Source organism: Ferruginibacter sp. (assembly GCF_014377975.1).
Lineage (GTDB): Bacteria > Bacteroidota > Bacteroidia > Chitinophagales > Chitinophagaceae > Ferruginibacter.
This window is the reverse complement of sequence record NZ_JACMOO010000349.1, coordinates 1-17,236: the sequence shown is the minus strand read 5'-3', so window position 1 is coordinate 17,236 and position 17,236 is coordinate 1. Positions and strand designations below refer to the sequence as shown.

Annotated in this window: 9 protein-coding genes; 6 read left to right on the top strand and 3 right to left on the bottom strand. The window is 40.8% G+C overall.

Annotated features, from left to right (window positions below; translation table 11 throughout):
• Positions 1-173: 173 nt before the first annotated feature.
• On the bottom strand, positions 174-8,906 hold the full coding sequence (locus H7254_RS17120; protein WP_301934127.1) for a glucoamylase family protein: 8,733 nt from the start codon (positions 8,904-8,906) through the stop codon (positions 174-176).
• Positions 8,907-9,637: 731 nt separating this feature from the next.
• On the opposite strand from H7254_RS17120, the gene H7254_RS17115 reads away from it, so the two are divergent.
• The 3 genes from H7254_RS17115 (at position 9,638) to H7254_RS17105 (ending at position 11,012) form a co-directional block, all read left to right on the top strand.
• Complete coding sequence (locus tag H7254_RS17115; protein WP_301934126.1) at positions 9,638-9,799, top strand: hypothetical protein; 162 nt, start codon at positions 9,638-9,640, stop codon at positions 9,797-9,799.
• 277 nt (positions 9,800-10,076) lie between these two features.
• Positions 10,077-10,610, top strand: a complete 534-nt coding sequence (locus H7254_RS17110) for a DUF2911 domain-containing protein (protein ID WP_301934125.1) — start codon at positions 10,077-10,079, stop codon at positions 10,608-10,610.
• 135 nt (positions 10,611-10,745) lie between these two features.
• On the top strand, positions 10,746-11,012 hold the full coding sequence (locus tag H7254_RS17105) for a hypothetical protein (RefSeq protein WP_301934124.1): 267 nt from the start codon (positions 10,746-10,748) through the stop codon (positions 11,010-11,012).
• Between the two features lie 4 nt (positions 11,013-11,016).
• Here H7254_RS17105 and H7254_RS17100 read toward each other — a convergent pair whose 3' ends face one another.
• Positions 11,017-13,062, bottom strand: a complete 2,046-nt coding sequence (locus H7254_RS17100; RefSeq protein ID WP_301934123.1) for a penicillin acylase family protein — start codon at positions 13,060-13,062, stop codon at positions 11,017-11,019.
• A gap of 303 nt (positions 13,063-13,365) precedes the next feature.
• Between H7254_RS17100 and H7254_RS17095 the strand changes: the two genes are divergently transcribed.
• Positions 13,366-14,823 carry a CoA-acylating methylmalonate-semialdehyde dehydrogenase gene (locus tag H7254_RS17095; protein ID WP_301934122.1) on the top strand — a complete coding sequence of 486 codons (1,458 nt, stop codon included), beginning with the start codon at positions 13,366-13,368 and terminating at the stop codon, positions 14,821-14,823.
• Between the two features lie 45 nt (positions 14,824-14,868).
• Positions 14,869-16,212, top strand: coding sequence for an aminotransferase class III-fold pyridoxal phosphate-dependent enzyme (locus H7254_RS17090; RefSeq protein ID WP_301934121.1), 1,344 nt, complete (start codon positions 14,869-14,871; stop codon positions 16,210-16,212).
• Positions 16,213-16,354: 142 nt separating this feature from the next.
• Here H7254_RS17090 and H7254_RS17085 read toward each other — a convergent pair whose 3' ends face one another.
• Complete coding sequence (locus tag H7254_RS17085) at positions 16,355-16,825, bottom strand: PA2169 family four-helix-bundle protein (RefSeq protein ID WP_301934120.1); 471 nt, start codon at positions 16,823-16,825, stop codon at positions 16,355-16,357.
• Positions 16,826-16,991: 166 nt separating this feature from the next.
• On the opposite strand from H7254_RS17085, the gene H7254_RS17080 reads away from it, so the two are divergent.
• On the top strand, positions 16,992-17,236 hold a 245-nt coding region (locus H7254_RS17080), incomplete at its 3' end, for a peptidylprolyl isomerase (protein WP_301934119.1).

Genomic DNA, 17,236 nt, shown 5'->3' with positions numbered 1-17,236 from the left:
TTTTATATGAGTTTGTATGCACGGATTAAGACAGATATTAAAAAAGAAAAAGTAGATATCTCTATAAAAGAAGAACAATTAAATAAATAAAGTAGCCATTTATTGCGGTAATAAATAAAGTAGCCATTTATTGCGGTAATAAATAAATGGTTACTTTACTGCAATTTGATCAATTAAGATTCTGTTAAAACAGTTCTTGCATTTTCCAGCATATCAGAAAGAGAAAAGGACATTCCGGGTTGCTCCTCTCCATTCACAATTAGTTTACTTATCTGGCCTTCATCTATTTTTTGTTGTACTATTTCAATGGCAAATTCTGTATCCTGGTAATGATAAGTGAGCTTAACTGAAGCCCATGTTTCTGGAAAACAAGGTGAGAAGTGTAAATGATCTCCTTCTTTTTTAAGCCCTGCAAAAGAATTTAAAATCAATTGATACATCCATCCCGCAGAGCCTGTGTACCATGTCCATCCGCCCCGGCCTTTGTGCAGTGGTTCTGCATATACATCGGCAGCAATCACATAAGGTTCTGTTTTATACACGGCAATCTTATCGGCTGTATTGCCACGGTTCAAGGGGTTAATCATCTGCAATAATTCCCATGTTCTTTTTTTATTATTTAGTGCAGCAAAAGCCATTACCAGCCATATTGCCGCATGAGTATATTGTCCGCCATTTTCTCTTACACCTGGTACGTATCCTTTTATATAACCGGGGTTCATGGCCGATTTGTCAAATGGCGGGGTAAATAATTGTATAATGCCATCTTCTTTTTGTACCAGGTATTTATCGGCAGATTGCATTGCGGCAAGCGACCGTTCCTTATTACCTCCGCCAGATAATACCGACCAGCTTTGTGCAATGGAATCTATCCGGCATTCTTCATTTTCGTGTGAGCCCAATGGAGTGCCATCATCAAAATAAGCACGCCGGTACCATTCGCCATCCCAGGCATTTTTATCAATATTCAATCGTAATTTTTCAGCCTCCAGTGTACACTTATTAACAAAAACGGTATCTTTTTTTAAAGCGGCTATTTGTTTAAAATGTACCAGGATATCATACAGAAAAAATGCCAGCCAAACGCTTTCGCCTTTGCCCTGATTGCCCACTTGGTCCATGCCATCATTCCAGTCGCCGGTACCCATCAACGGCAGACCGTTTACGCCGAATCTTAGCCCATGCTCAATGGCCTGTATACAATGCTGATAAAGTGTTGCAGTAGTATCCGATTTTATGGGCAGGTCAAAATAAGATTCTTCTCCTTCGTTTAATAACCGGCCTTCTAAAAAATGTACAGGCTCTTCCAGTATAGCCTCGTCGCCTGTTGCAATTACGTATCTTATGGTGGCATACGGCAGCCACAAATAATCATCAGAACAGGTAGTACGGACACCACGCCCTGCCGGTGGATGCCACCAGTGTTGTACATCGCCTTGTTTAAACTGCCGGGAAGCGCACAATAAAATCTGCGCTCTTAAAAATTCGGGGTTGGTATGTATCAGCGATAAAACATCCTGCAACTGATCCCTGAATCCAAAAGCACCACCGGATTGATAGAAGCCGCTTCTTGCCCAGATACGGCAGGCCAGTGTTTGATAATTAAGCCAGCCATTTGCCAGGATATTAATGGCTCGGTCGGGCGTGTCCAACTGTACTGCTCCAAGGGTTTTTTTCCAGAAAGCATGTACCCGGTCCAATGCATTTCTTGCTGCCAAAGCTCCTTCAAAACGCCGGATAATACTGGTTACATCCTCCAGATTTTTTCCGGCCCCCAGCCTGAAAATAATTTCTTTATCCTGGTCTTCATCAATGTCAAACACCACCTGTATGGCTGCGCAGGGGTCTAATGCCGCCCCCGTTTTGCCGGAAAGTTTTGCCCTGTTCAATGCATCAGGATTGTTTAACGTACCATTACGACCAATAAATTCAGAGCGGTCGGTGGTATGAGTTTTATTTATATCATCCACATCAAAAAAAGCAACCCTGCCTCCAAACTCAGTGTTATAGGGATTTCTGGCCAGTATTGCCCCGCTCGGCACATCTATTTCCGTTATAGTATGCATCAGATTTTTTGCACGCAAATCACCCAATACCCACTCCACGTACCCAATTGCAGAAATACGGCGTGGGCGGGTAGAATTGTTACGAACTTTTATTACTATGAATTTTACGGGGGCTTCAATATCTACATACATACACATGCTGCTTTCAATTCCATTTTCACTGTGCTCAAATATGCTGTACCCAAAACCATGTCGGGTTATATAAGGCGATAGCCCACGTACAGGCAATGGCGAAGGCGACCAGAATTTTCCACTTTCTTCATCTCTTAAATAAAATGCTTCTCCTTTTAAATCACCGATGGGGTCATTATTCCAGGGGGTAAGCCGCAGCTCATGTGCATTTTCCGTCCAGGTATACGCTTGCCCGCTTTCTGAAACTACAGTACCAAATTGCGGGTTTGCTAAAACATTAACCCATGGTGCCGGGGTGAAGCGGTTCGGTGTTGTAGTAATCACGTACTCTTTTCCGTCTGGTGAAAACCCACCTGTGCCGTTAAAAAACTGCAGGTTGGTAACCGCAGGCACGCTGGTAAATACAGAGGCATGAAATTTACTGGGACTAAAATAAGGAATGCTTGTTTTTAATTTGTTGCGCCGGTTCATTTGTTCTTCCAACGGGCCCAATGCATCTGAAATTACAATGTGTGCCACTGTTTGAAAAAGAATGCGGTCTTCGTTGGATATCTGGTCGGCGGAACGGATAAATATGCCTCCGGGATGTTCCTTGCTGTCGCCTGAAAGACCCGGTGCAACAAGGCTTTGTATATCGTTGTGTAAAACCTGCCTGTAACCGCCATGGTCTTCGTTCCAAATAACCAGGTCAACCATCAGTCCCTTTAACCGCCAGTAAGCATGGGCCTGTACCAGTTGTTTAACAAGGCCGATATTGGCCGCGTCTTCAATTTGTAATAATACAATGGGTATATCACCTGAAATTGAATACCCCCATAAACCAGACTGACCACGTTGGTTTTTTATAATGGTAGAAGGGTCAGTTCGCAGGGATGGATTGGAAAATATAATGGAACTTGCCAGTCTGCTAAACAATTGCGCATCCGCTTCGGATGCATTTATCTGGCGTAAAATAACCTGGCTATGTGTCCATACAAGTTCAAGTACCCTGTTGGTAAGATGTCTGTCCTGGTATTTATCTACTAATATATTGCAAGCCTCTTTGGTTTCGGCTACACCAAATATCATATCAACAATAGCAGTTTCCTGCGGCTCAATTACTATGCGGTATTGAATAGAAATAACCGGATCCAGTACCGAGCCGCTGCTGCCTGACAACCCATTTGTTTGCCGCATTACTTTAGGTACGTTGATGGTATTTCCACGGCCAATAAACTGGTCACGGTCTGTTTCGTAAGTAATATTTTCGATGGTTGCATCATGTACTTTCATTAAATGAAACATCCAGGGTGGCTGTTCATCTACCGACCTCGGTCTTCTTGTACAAAAAATGGTATTTCGTTGCTGGTTAATTTCTGTTTGTACAAAAAGATTGCTGAAGGCAGGATGTGCCTCATCGGCAGCAGCTGTGGTGAGGACCACTTCGGCATAACTCGTTATTTCAAGTGTCCTTCTTTTACGGCTGCGGTTGGTAATGTGGATTCTTCTTAATTCAATATCATCTTCCGGCGATACCACAATTTCGGTATGCGTTTCAAGCGAAAAATCTCTGCGGCGGAACTCTGCCCTTCCCTGTGAAAATACTGCTTCATAATTATTGCCTTCCTGCAGCGATGGCTGAAAGGCGGACGACCAGAATGCATCGTTATCCAAGTCGCGGATATAACAGAAGGTACCCCAGTTATCAGCGGTACAATCCTCCCGCCAACGGGTAAGCGAAATGTTCTTCCAGCGGCTGTAACCGCCGCCGGCATTGGTTACCATTACATTGTACCTGCCGTTAGATAACAACTGTACTTCCGGAATACTGGTATGCGGTGTATTAATCACCCGCATGGAAGTATCAATGGTAGGGTTAACACTGGAATCGTCTGTATGTACACCGGGTGAATAAAATGTGGTAACCCTTGGTATTCTTTCCTGCAACAATAGCAAGGTCGCTTTTACCTGAACATCATTTTCAAATCTTTGCTGCATCGGCTTATCAAATAAAACATACCCCAATGATAAAAAGCTCATGCCCTGGTGATGCGCCATAAATGATTTTACCACCGAGCTGGTTTGCCTTCTTAACAGACGGGAAGCGGTATAATCAATTGCTTCGTAATATCCGTACTGTCCTTCAAAGCCTGCTTCTTTTAATACCTGCAGGTTATCACAAGCATCCTGTGGCGCTATCATCAGCGACATGATGGTAGAGTAGGGCGAAATTACCAGGTCTTCTCCCAGCCCGCGTTTTAAGCCCAGGCCAGGTACGCCAAAAGCCCGGTACTGATAATTTAAATGGGCATCCACCATGTTATAGCCCGACTCTGAAATGCCCCATGGAACGCCCCTTTTTTTTCCATAATCAATTTGCTTTTGAATAACCGCTTTATAAGTTTGATCCAGCAAAGTATTTTCATAAGTAGGCATTACAAGTAAAGGCATCAGGTATTCAAACATAGAGCCACTCCACGATAAAAGTATGGGGCTGGTGCCGAGGTTGGTTAGCTGACGACCCAATGAAAACCAGCTTTCCTGCGGCAGTTTTCCCTGTGCGATTGCAATAAACGTGGTAAGCCTTGCTTCTGATGCCAGCAGATCGTAATAACTGTTATCTCTGCGGTGTTCGTCTACGTTATAGCCAATGGTTAGCAGGTGTTGTGAACGGTCGTATAAAAAATCATATTCTACGATAGAAAGTGAAGCACATTTATTTGCCAGCCTTTCGAGCGTTAATAAAATTTCTTTACCCCTTCTGCCTGCCTCTGTAATAAATTGCCTGAAATGAGTAAGCCATTCATTTTCTTCCGGTATATTATCAGCAGCGTAAGCGGCAAAAATTTGCTGCAACAAATTTTGTTCAATTTTAGCCAGTTGTTTTATGGTGGGAACGGGCGGTAACTCATCAATTAAATGTTGAAATTTTTCCGGTGGCGGTGGCAATAAGAGCCATGGAACAAATGAATGTAATTGCTGTTTGGCATTTGTTATTTGCAGCATCACTTTTTGAGACCAGATATCATCTTCATTATCGGGCACAAAATCCAGGTCAATCATTATTTTTGTAAAAAAGGAATCTATTTCACCGAGGTATGCTTTAGCAATGGCTACCGTTTGGCTGTTGTCCTCATAGCCTTTCTCAATCTTTTCATACAATTCTTTCAGCGGTTCTGACGCATTCGTTTTTTCAATCAGCACTGCCATTGCGTCCAGGAGGCCCTCATACATTCTTTCGGTAAATATTTTTTTATCTGCCAGTAATAACAAGCCCTGCTGCATGGTAACAAGGTGGCCTGTAAGGTTGCCGCTGTCTACCGTTGAAATGTATCGCGGAGATAACGGAGCAAGGGTTTCTGTATCGTACCAGTTATAAAAATGACCCCGGTATTTTTCCATTTGCTGCAGCGTGTCAAGCGTATTGGTAGTGCGCATGATCACCTCTTCGGTTACAATGTAACCAAAATCGTGTGCAGTTAAAATGGCCAGTAAACTCAGGCCTATATTGGTTGGTGAGGTACGGTGGGCAACTCTTTCTACCGGATCTTCCTGATAATTATCTGGCGGAAGCCAGTTATCTTTTTCATTTACAAAGGTTTCAAAAAAGCCCCATATTTTTCTGCCCAGTACCCGTAAAAAAATATTTTGTTCTGCAGAAACTATGTCTTTTTCCGGTGAAGCTTCCCTGCTTATAAACCAGGCTACAAAAGGGCCCAGTAACCAGATAGCTATAAAAGGCACCGCAAAAATCAGTGATGCGGGAACATACATTGTTAAATAAACAAACAATGCAACTGAAAGAAAAGGGCCAAACCACATGGTGGTATACACCGCTGCAATTGTTCTATTATAAGCCAGGGTGCTGTGATAAGAGTTCCATTGCAGCAGGTTTTTATGACTGATAAACATGCGCCAAAGCGTGCGTAAAATAGCATCGGTATTGGAAAATGCTTCGTAGGGCAAACAAAAAAGTTCAATTACATATTGATAAAACTGATCGCTTGCAGAACGAAAGGAAAAAATAAAATGCTGTGAAAAAAGGACATCTGCCGGTCTGTTGATCAGCGACCAGCAAAAGCTGATAATGGCGGGCAATAAAACAATCAGCGAAACCGCAACCGTCCAGAATATGGGCGCCGGTGAAAATACCCAGCCGTATAAAAGTAACAGCAGCAACGCCTGCGGTATCAGGCTGCGCCGGATATTGTCAAAAATTTTCCATTTGGATAATAATGACAGCGGATTCTTTACAATCTTTTTATTGGCCGCCGGAACAAAAGGTAAAATCCAGTTGGCTATCTGCCAGTCGCCCCTTATCCATCGATGCCTTCGTTGCATATCGGTACTGTACCGGGCAGGATATGCTTCATACAACTGGATATCTGTAATCAATCCTGAGCGGGTGTAACAACCTTCTAAAAGATCATGACTTAAAATGGAATTGTCTGGTAATACATTGTGCAAAGCGTTTTCAAAAGCCGCCACATTGTAAATGCCTTTTCCAATAAAAGATCCTTCTTTAAAAAGATCCTGGTACACATCCGACGTAGCCCTGGTATAGGGATCGGTACCTGGCTCGTTGCCATGAATTTTTGTGTAGATAGAACTACAGCTGCCAGGCAAACTGTTACTAACCCTTGGCTGTAATATGGTATAACCATTGGTTACTCTTTTTTTCTTTTGCGAATATTCAGCACAATTTAAAGGATGCGCCAGGGTGGCCACCATTTTCCAGCCAGCATCCCTGGGTAACTGTGTATCTGTATCAAGGGTAATGATATATTTTACCGACCTGTAAATGGCTTCGTCTCCAACAATAAGCGAAAAATAATTTTGATCATTACCAAGTATCAATGAATTTAGTTCGGCTAATTTTCCCCGTTTGCGTTCGTAGCCCATCCATATTTTATCTTTTGCATTGTATTTTCTGTTTCGGTGAAATAGAAAAAAAGTATCATTGGTTTGACGGTCGTATTTTTTGTTTAATTCAATGATTTTATTGCGAACGTTTTCTTCCAGTAATTTATCTTCAGGTAAAGTTTCGGTAAGCGCATCTTTAAAATCGGTTACCAATGCATACTGTAGGTGTTCGTCTCTGTTGGCTAAAAAACGTACTTCCAGTCCTTCGGCCAAATCATTAATTCCCTCTACAGAACTAAGAATGGTGGGTACAACTACCATGGAACGGTGTTGTTGAGGTATACCGTTTGAAAAATTCATGCGGGGTAATAAAAATGGCTGGGCAATAAGGTTTGCCAGCCAGTTTATAACGGCTACGGATAAACGGCTGGTGGCCAGTAAAATTAAAATGCCCACTATAATCAACTGCTTGTCTGATACGCCTTCTTTATACGTTACATACACCAGGTACCAGGATAGTAATGCCGACATCAGTACAATACCCCCGGCGTAAATAAGCAACGGAATTTTATTAAATATTTTTTTACATAAATCTATTTTGGAGAACTGCATTTTAGAAAGTTGCTGCATTTGTACCAACCCTTCGCAGGTAAGAAAATAGCCTACATGAATTAACCTCGGGTCGTCAGTTTTTTGTGCATTTTCTTCGGCAAGCTGCAACACCATTTCTGCCACTTCCTTTTCTGTTAAGCTACTTTTTTTCGCAATTTTTTCAACCACATGCCTGTAATTATCCCGGGTATAAAAATCCATTTGCGCATATACACCATTGATATCCCGACGCAATACCTGTTCAACAATACTGGTATTTTCTACAAACTCCCTCCAGTCTGTGGTACTTAAAAAGCGAAGGCTGCTGATGCTGTTGCTGATAGAAACCTGGTCGGCTGCCTGCTTTTGGTTTTCCTGATGTATCAGTTCGTTGCTGGTAAGACTGTCTTCCGACAAGCGCTGTTCTATCCAGTTAAGCGGCAATGATAGTGCGTTGCCTTTTTCCTGTAGCCGCCTCGTTAATTCAGCCACAAAGGCACTGTCCATGGGCGGTTCGCTTCTTGCCATATCTGCGATAACCAATACTAGGTTTTTTGGATCATTTTTCGCAGCATCCATCATATTATCAGCCCATTTATTGGCCAGGGTTTTATTAATAATATCGCTAGCGATCTGTATGGAAAGACGACGCAGATTCTCAATCAGCGCCAGACGCAGCATAATGGGAATTGCCCACAATTCGCCTAATTTTAACCAGGTGTTGGTTTGATAAGCAGTGACAAAACTAACCAGGCTGTTAAGGTCAACATGTCCGTCACTATGGGAAATAATTTCTACAGCTATATCATATACCCTCGGTAATCCTGCAGATTCTCCTTTTAAAAGTTGCGGCAACCCCTTGCTGTATCCTTTGGGCAAATGTTTTTTTCCTGTATAGATCTGTTCTTCAATCAGGTAAAAATTATCCAGCAGCCATTCTCCGGCTGGCACTATCCGCGTATTGTTTTTTACTGCCTCGGTTAAAGCCGCATGCACTTGTAATAAAATATTTTCATTTTCTGCAAGCCGTTTCAACAACTGTTCTGACGGATGGCCGGAAATAAGCTGGTGTTTCCTGGAAATTGCGCTGGCATGCTGTTCCAGTTGAAGTTCAGTAAATAATTCAGATCTTAATGGCGGCCTTTCATTGGCATATTTATCAGAGCGGCCATCTCCAAAAATAGGAACAATAATATTTTTTTTTAATGCAGCTATAGCTTGAGGCAACATTTCAAAGAGGTCAGTTTGTTTATTTTTTCTTTGGTTACTCATCATTTTTTTTAATCTTTTATTTTTTATTTATCCCTATAAGCCGGCTAAAATGGAGCTTTAAATTTTATAATATTGCGTACTAATATCATGCCTTGTAATATTGAAATAGTCAACACATAATTTGTTTTGGCAGCTGGTTAATGCATTACTTTAATTTAATATTTTTCTTTAAATCAATATTGCAAATCAAGAATTCTTTTGCGGTGATACTAAAATTAATGTCCAGGGTAATTGCCAATAAAATTGCGGTACATGTAAAGTCAGCATATAATCTGCTAAAAAGCGAAAGAAATTTTAAAATTATGGAAATACAATTAACCATCCACCTGACAATTTTTAGGGGTCATATTTTCCAATACAAACAGCCAGCATTGAAATGTATAAAAACCTTGGCGTAAAGAAGAAGTTAAGGAAGTGATAAAAAATCGCCGGGTGTTTTTCTGAAAATCGAAAGTCAACAAATATCCTGTTTCGCTGACCAAAGGTTTTACCTATATAAAATCATCTGGAAAAATAAATCGTTGGCATATATTTCAGCAAAAAATATTTCAGCTTTAACGTGGGAACTAAAAAAGCGAAAAAATATTTTGCTGATTTCCGAATTGGATTATTTATTGCTGCTAAAAGTATAGAACGAAATGACGAAAAATTTGTATTGACAGAGAGCTGGTAAAAAATGTGTTTTTTATTTTCACTTAGTTTGTACAAAACTGATATAAACTATTTAATGGGCTATGCAAAATAAACAGGGTGACCTTCAAATAATGGATGATAAAACAGCTGTCTTGTTTATGATTAAAACCATGCTGGAAATAAATGGATATAAAATAACAGCAAAAGACGATTTTGACAATATTGAAAGTTTTGTGGAAACTTACAGGTCTATCCAGCCATAATGGATATGCTTTTATACAGTGTAATAGGTAAGCAAGTATGTGGAAATTTTAAACCCAATCAGCAGATTGCTCCGGTACCACTGATTATGATCCCGGTGTTGTAGGATGCTCCTATAACAGATATTGCACAGGACGCAGATTATTTCCTGAGTGAACCTTTCAAAATGAAAGATGTTTTTCAAACAATAAATGCTGCCTTATCTTCGCAAAAGAATTATTTAACAGTTGTATAAATCTTGGTATTTTGGTATTAATTAAATAAAAAAAACAAAAGTTTATGAAAAAAGTATTTACGGTTCTTTCAATGGCTGGTTTGTTACTTGCAACCACCACATTATTTGCACAGGAAAAAAAGGAAGATAAAAGTAAAAGGCCCAGCCCGCCTGCAAAAGTTACTGAAATAATTGCCTCTGGTGCAATTATTAGTATTGATTACAGCCAGCCTGCGATTAAGGGTCGCACAATTGGTAAAGACCTGGAGCCAAAAGGTAACGCAGTTTGGCGCACCGGTGCCAACGAGGCTACTATATTTGAAACCAGTAAGAATGTTAAAATAAATGGCCAGGATTTACCAGCAGGTAAATACAGTTTATTTAGTATTGCTGGTGATGGACAATGGACCATTATTTTTAACAAAACATGGAATCAATGGGGCGCTTATGATTACAAGATGGCAGAAGATGCCTTAAGGGTAAAAGCCAATGCAGGCAAGGCTGCTGCCTTTGCAGAAAAAATGACCTTTACCATTAGTAAAAGTGGAACAGTAACCTTGCTTTGGGGAGATAACAAAGTAGATTTTAAAGTGGAGTAACTACTTCTTCTTTCTTAAAAATTTTTACAACATGTAATTTTAAAAACGTGCAGCATCGCCTGCACGTTTTTTATGTTGCACAATATCGCAAACAAAAGTTTGGCACAGCATTCTCTCTATTTATAAAAAAATTATATGAACAAACCACCTGATCCAATAAAAGAGCATGAAGAAGTAGCCAGTAATCCTGATAATAAAATAGACCAGGATTTTAAAGGATTTCCACATGGAAATGCTAGTGAAGCTATCATCAATCCATCTACCCCGGTGGCGAAAAAAATTGCTGCGGTAAACATTACCGATGGCGAAAAAATAAATAAAAAAAAGGATCAAAAAGATGAACAGGAATCTGACGGTTCCGGCGGTGCTTTTGATGCTACAGAAAATATGCAGGATGAGTAAATAATCAATTATTTACCGGGTGATAAATTTTTATTGCATGTTGCAACACTTCGTTTTTATCCAGGGTCATGTGTTTGGTTTGATGGTGCTGAAAAAGTTCCAGCTGGTCTTTGTAGTGCGGAGAATCGGGATGGCTGGATGCACCAAAAGTATTGACCGATTCAATAATGGGCAAGCCGTTTTTAGGATATCGTACAAAACAAATATAGGCGTCGCCAGTAGTAACTCTCAACATGCCATTTTTATAAGGTGCTGTATATGCCGCGGCCAATACATCCGGCAATCCACCAGCAGGCCTAACATCTTCGCCCCTTACCAATTTCTGAATATCGCCAAGTACAAGATTGGTGCTGTTGAAGTATTTCATCATATAGTCATATACATACTGATAGGTTTCTATACCCTCCTGTACCGTTATAGCCCTTGGCGCATTGCCTGCTAATTTTTTTACAAGGTATTGGTAAACCAATAAAAATACAGCGGCACCCTTACTGTTTGCTATGGCATTTTTATCCCATTGCTGAAAGTTAATGATGATGTTTTTTAACAAAGGATGAGCATTTGCATCCAGCTGCATCATACTGTCGATAGTGTAGGCAAACTGCAAAGTGGCCGGGTATTGCTCATCAAATTTTATCCGTTTAAAATGTTCATAATCCATCTTGTCAATCCCTTTCATTAATTCGGTAAAACGTTTACTCCGGTTATTGTCAAACAGCTCATACCCATCATTTTTGTCAAATAATTTGGGGTTAAGATTATAGAGAGGGTCTGTTGCTAAAAAAGGCGAATGATTGGTATTAAATAAATATCCGGAAGGTGGATTAATGTACTGTGGCAGGGCTGTAATGGGTTTAAACTCGTTCCATAAAGTAGCGCTGGTATTACCTGTTACGGTGCTGCGCCACTGGTATTTCGGGTCAGGATTTCTAAAAGGTATTTTACCATTGCTGATGTAGAAAATAGTATCATATCTGTCTGCATACATAATGTTGAACATGGGAAGGCTCACCATACTGAGCGCCTTATAAAATTCAGTAAAGTTTTTTGCCTTGTTCATCCGGTACCATTGTTCCAACGCTTTACAATCCATATTGGCACCCAGCCGTATGCTAAATACACCTTGTTTTGATTTTACCGTTGCACCATATTTACTCCAGTAAACTTTTTTGCCAATGGTAACTGGAATGCCTTTAACGTGCAGTTTTGCTTTGGCAACTTCCAGGTTAACCCATTCTCCATCAAACAGGTATTGGTTTTTATTGTTTGGGTTCATTTGTAATTGAAACACATCAATCTTATCCTGGTTATTTACTGTGTGTGCCCATCCCAGATTTTCGTTGGTGCCATGAAAAATAAGGCATCCGCCCGGAAACAGGCCACCCAGTATATTCCAGCCTTCTTCACTTTGCAGGTGTGCCTCGTAAAATGCCGTTGGCCCTTCTACAGGCTGGTGTGCATTGATGGCTAAGAACGCTTCGCCGGTAGTGGTTCGGGATGGATGAAAAGCAAAAGCGTTAGAACCTTTTGAAGTAAAGCCAATGGTGGCAATTTTACCCGATAATATTTGTGGCAATACATGGTCTGCTCCACAAAAAATACTTATAGAAAAAACTACTGCAGTCAGGTATTCTTTTTCATTAAAAGGAAAAGCCTTTTTGTATTTTATCTGCCCTGGAAAAGCTTTGGCATAAGCATTCAATCCTGCGACATAACCTTTTATCAATGCTACAAAATCAGGGCTTAAAGTCTGCCATTGGTTATCTACCAGTTGCCTGCATCGCAACAGGTTTACTACATAATCTGCCTGTGCACCTTTTTTACCCAAAGCACTTCCCAGCATGGCTTTGCCCGAAAGTACCACTAATTGTAAAGTTGTAAAGTCATCTTCAGCATTAGCCCATGCAAGCCCGTAAGCCACTTCCGCATCTGTAGGTGCAAAAATATGCGGTACTCCAAAACTGTCTCTTGCAATTGTAATATGGGAAGGGTTTATTTGTGCCGTAGCAGAAATGGATACTATCAGGAGGAATAAGAGAAAAAATTTCATACCTGAAAATAATTAAAAGCCTCATATAAATGGCTAATACTGCATTAATATTTTAGTAAATTTTCACAAGAATGAGTAAATTTTATATCTTTTAAAACTCGGGTTCTTTTGCTTTGATTTACACCGGATTCTTTTAAAATCCGGTTGATAGAAATTACCGGGTAGTTATTGTTCCTGCATATCAGGTCTATTGCACCATCATACCCGGAACATCAACGGCAAAGAAATTTACATCCGGCATTGTGCAAATTTATTTTTAAATTACTTTTTTATTTCTCCAAAACTTATAGCAAACAAAACGCCATGAAATATTCCCAGGTTCAAAATTTTATCAACGGTCAGTTTGTTGATACCGCTTCTTCTGAATCACTGCCTGTAATTTCTCCTTTGGATGGAATGCTTTTATCTGCCGTGCCCTTGTCTGTGCAATCCGACCTCGATGATGCCGTGGCGGCCGCAAAAAAAGCATTTGCAGCCTGGAGTAAAACACCCATCAAAGAAAGAGTGCAGGTATTCTTTAAATATAAATTTTTACTGGAAAAACATTTGGATGAACTGGCAAAATTGTGCAGCGAAGAAAATGGAAAAACCTATAGTGAGTCTGTTGCTGAAATTGAAAAATGTATTGAGCTCACTGAGTTTGCCACTTCTTTACCGCAGCTTGTAACTGGCGAAGTGCTGGAAGTTAGCAGAGGTGTTGAGTGCCGAACAGAGCATGTTGCACTGGGTGTTGTAGCCTCTATTGTTCCGTTTAATTTTCCTGCCATGGTACCTAACTGGACGATACCCAATGCAATCGCTTTGGGCAATTGCATGATATTAAAACCGTCAGAAAAAGTGCCGCTGAGTTGCGGCCTCATTGCTCAGTTATTAAAAGAAGCAGGCCTGCCAGATGGCGTGTTTAACATTGTACACGGCAATGACAAAATGGTGAATGCCATTTGCGATCACCCGGGTATTGAAGCGGTATCTTTTGTGGGATCTACCAAAGTAGCTAAGCTGGTGTACCAAAGAGCAACCATCCATTTAAAACGTTGTCTGGCATTGGGTGGCGCCAAAAATCATTTGCTTGTTTTGCCCGATGCCATTGCCAGCATGACCGCACAAAATGTTGTAGCCAGTATGAGTGGTTGTGCGGGCCAGCGTTGTATGGCTGCGGGTGCCATGATTGGCGTGGGAAATATTGATCACATCATTGATAAAATTTGTGAGGAAGCCCGTAAAGTTATGCCGGGTAAAAACCTTGGTGCGGTAATAAACAAAGCCTCCAAAGAAAGGATTGAAAAATATATTACTGAAGCGGAAACGCAGGGTGCAAAAATTTTGGTAGATGGCCGCAATGCTACAGTGGACGGTAAAGAAAATGGAAGCTATGTTGGGCCAACGGTCATTGATTTTGTAACACCACAAATGAGCGTAGCAACGGAAGAGATTTTCGGTCCCGTAATTTCTATCATGCGCACCAATACCGTAGACGAAGCACTGACGATTGAAAATGCCAGTCCGTATGGTAATGCGGCCAGTGTGTTTACACAAAACGGCGCCATGGCCCGCTACATCATTGACCGGGCAAGTGCGGGGATGATCGGTGTAAATGTGGGTGTACCGGTGCCAAGAGAGCCTTTTAGTTTTGGCGGATGGAACGAAAGTAAATTTGGCGTGGGCGATATCACCGGAAAAAGTTCTATTCAATTCTGGACTAAGCTGAGGAAAAGTACTGTGAAATGGAATGCGGAGGCCGGGGTGAACTGGATGTCGTAATCAAAGCTTAAAAACTTTGGCAAAGTTAAACTTCACAAAAAAAATATGCAGACACAAACCATCTCCGAAAGCCAGGAAGTAATTCAGGACAATACGGATTATACTTTATTTTCCTGGAGCAAACAAAAAGGTATTAACCCCATTGCGTTAAAATATGGCGAAGGGGTTTACCTGTATGATTATGATGATAAACGCTACCTCGATTTTTCATCAGGATTAATGAATGTAAATATCGGCCATGGCGACCAGCGCATAACCAATGCCGTTGTTAAACAGATGCAGCAGATCAGTTATGTTACACCCGGTTGCGTAACCCGGGTAAGGGGCGACCTGGGAAAGAAACTTGCAGCTATTTGTCCGGGTAATTTGAATAAGGCCTTTTTTACTTTATGCGGTGCCACGTCTATAGAAAACGCCATTAAACTGGCCAGGCATTACACGGGACGGCATAAAATTTTAACCCGTTATCAATCCTATCATGGATCAAGCAGCGGAGCTATGGCGGCAAGTGGTGATCCAAGAAAACTTTCTGCCGATGCACAGCAGGCACCCAATTTTGTACATTTTGACCTGCCTTATTTATATCGCTGGGAGCATGGGGAAGATAATTTACTGAAAGAAACAATCGCCTCAATGGAACGTATGATTGCGTATGAGGGGCCTGCAAATATTGCTGCCATTTTATTGGAGGGCGAGTCGGGTTCATCCGGTTGCCTGAAATATCCTAAGGGGTACTTAGCGAAAATAAGTGCTCTTTGCAAACAGCACGGAATTTTGCTCATCATGGATGAGGTAATGAGTGGGTTTGGGCGCACCGGAAAATGGTTTGGTTTTGAGCATCATGATATCATACCTGATATGATTGCCATGGCCAAAGGACTTACCTGTGGATACTTACCTTTCGGTTGCCTGATGGTAAGCGATACCATTGCCGCAAGATACGATGATACCGTACTTCCCCTTGGGCTAACTTATTCCGCCCACCCCGTTGCCTGCGCTGCCGCATTGGAAACATTAAATATTTACGAAACCGATCACCTAATTGAGAATGCTGCTGAAATGGGCCGCTATATGGAATGTGAGGTAAAATTGTTGAAAGACAGGCATGCATCTATTGGAGACTTTAGAAATACTGGTTTACTGGGCTGTATCGAACTGGTAAAAAGTAAAATCACCAAAGAACCAATGGCACCTTTTAATGCAACTGGGGTACAAATGGAAGTGATGAATAAAGTTGCCGAAAAAATTAAAGAACTGGGTATGTATACATTTGTAAGGTGGAGCTATATTTTTGTTGCTCCGCCACTGTGTGTTACAAAAGCACAAATTGATGAAGGGCTGGCTATTATCAGTAAAGCCATCAGCATTGCAGATGACTATGTTAAGTAAAGGGTGAAAAGTATACTGAATATAATTAGCAGCTATTTTTATTGTGTGTGTCTGAAGGTTACAAATTCTTCAATTTCTATATCTTTTATTAAACAAACAGCCCCGTAAAATACGGAGCTGTTTGTTTAATTGATCTTCCATATCAGGCATTTACCGCATGGTGCAGGTCTCTGTATTTTTTAATAAGATTGTGCGCAACTTTCAATGTGGCCTGCTGACCAGTAATCAACTGGCGAACTTCCACACTTATTTCTGCGTCAGAAGCAAGGGCTTCTCCGTAAGCTTTCTGTGCGGTATCTTCTCCAAACTCGCAAGAGTCTAAAATCGACTGGCGCTCATTACTAGTAAATGTTGCCTTAGCCTCCATCCAGGCCCGGTGAATCTTGCCACTTGTTGTGGTATCGGTCTTAGCCTCGCCGCCAAATTTGTTTACTTCCTGCGTAAGTTCAGCAGCGTATTTTCTGCTGTCGTTGGCCATACTTTGAAAAATTGCCCTCAAATCAATATCGAGGTCTTTAGTTTCTTCAACGGCTTTTTCATAACCTGCTACACGATCATTATTAATTTCAACGAGGTTGTTTAGTACCTCTATTATTTTTTCATTTGTTTGCATAAACATAAAATTTTAGAATTTTTAAAATGCTAAAACAATGCCACTTATTTTAAGGATTAAAATGAATGTTTTAAGAAAAATTTTGTCGATTTAGATACCCACTGGGGAAAAAATTACTATGGGTAAAATAAGAAAAAGGTTTAACAAAAACACTGTAATTTGCCGAATGAAGAAGTGTATTTTTTTGCTGTTTACTCTCGTGTTGGTAAACTGCAAACAAACTAAGTATAAAAATCCTCATGTAATGCTTAGTACCAGTTATGGTGAGGCGGAAATAGAGTTGTTTCCTGAGAATGCTCCGCAAACAGTAGCGGCTTTTTTATCGTACGTAGATTCTGGATTTTATAAAAACAGTTCCTTCTACCGCTTATTAAGCAACGAAAATGTTCCACCAGAAAATAATACAGGCCT

Bases quoted from the DNA above. Each gene is read 5' to 3' on its own strand.
- H7254_RS17120 (WP_301934127.1), bottom strand. From the start codon at position 8,906: ATGATGAGTAACCAAAGAAAAAATAAACAAACTGACCTCTTTGAAATG.
- H7254_RS17115 (WP_301934126.1), top strand. From the start codon at position 9,638: ATGCAAAATAAACAGGGTGACCTTCAAATAATGGATGATAAAACAGCT.
- H7254_RS17110 (WP_301934125.1), top strand. From the start codon at position 10,077: ATGAAAAAAGTATTTACGGTTCTTTCAATGGCTGGTTTGTTACTTGCA.
- H7254_RS17105 (WP_301934124.1), top strand. From the start codon at position 10,746: ATGAACAAACCACCTGATCCAATAAAAGAGCATGAAGAAGTAGCCAGT.
- H7254_RS17100 (WP_301934123.1), bottom strand. From the start codon at position 13,062: ATGAAATTTTTTCTCTTATTCCTCCTGATAGTATCCATTTCTGCTACG.
- H7254_RS17095 (WP_301934122.1), top strand. From the start codon at position 13,366: ATGAAATATTCCCAGGTTCAAAATTTTATCAACGGTCAGTTTGTTGAT.
- H7254_RS17090 (WP_301934121.1), top strand. From the start codon at position 14,869: ATGCAGACACAAACCATCTCCGAAAGCCAGGAAGTAATTCAGGACAAT.
- H7254_RS17085 (WP_301934120.1), bottom strand. From the start codon at position 16,825: ATGCAAACAAATGAAAAAATAATAGAGGTACTAAACAACCTCGTTGAA.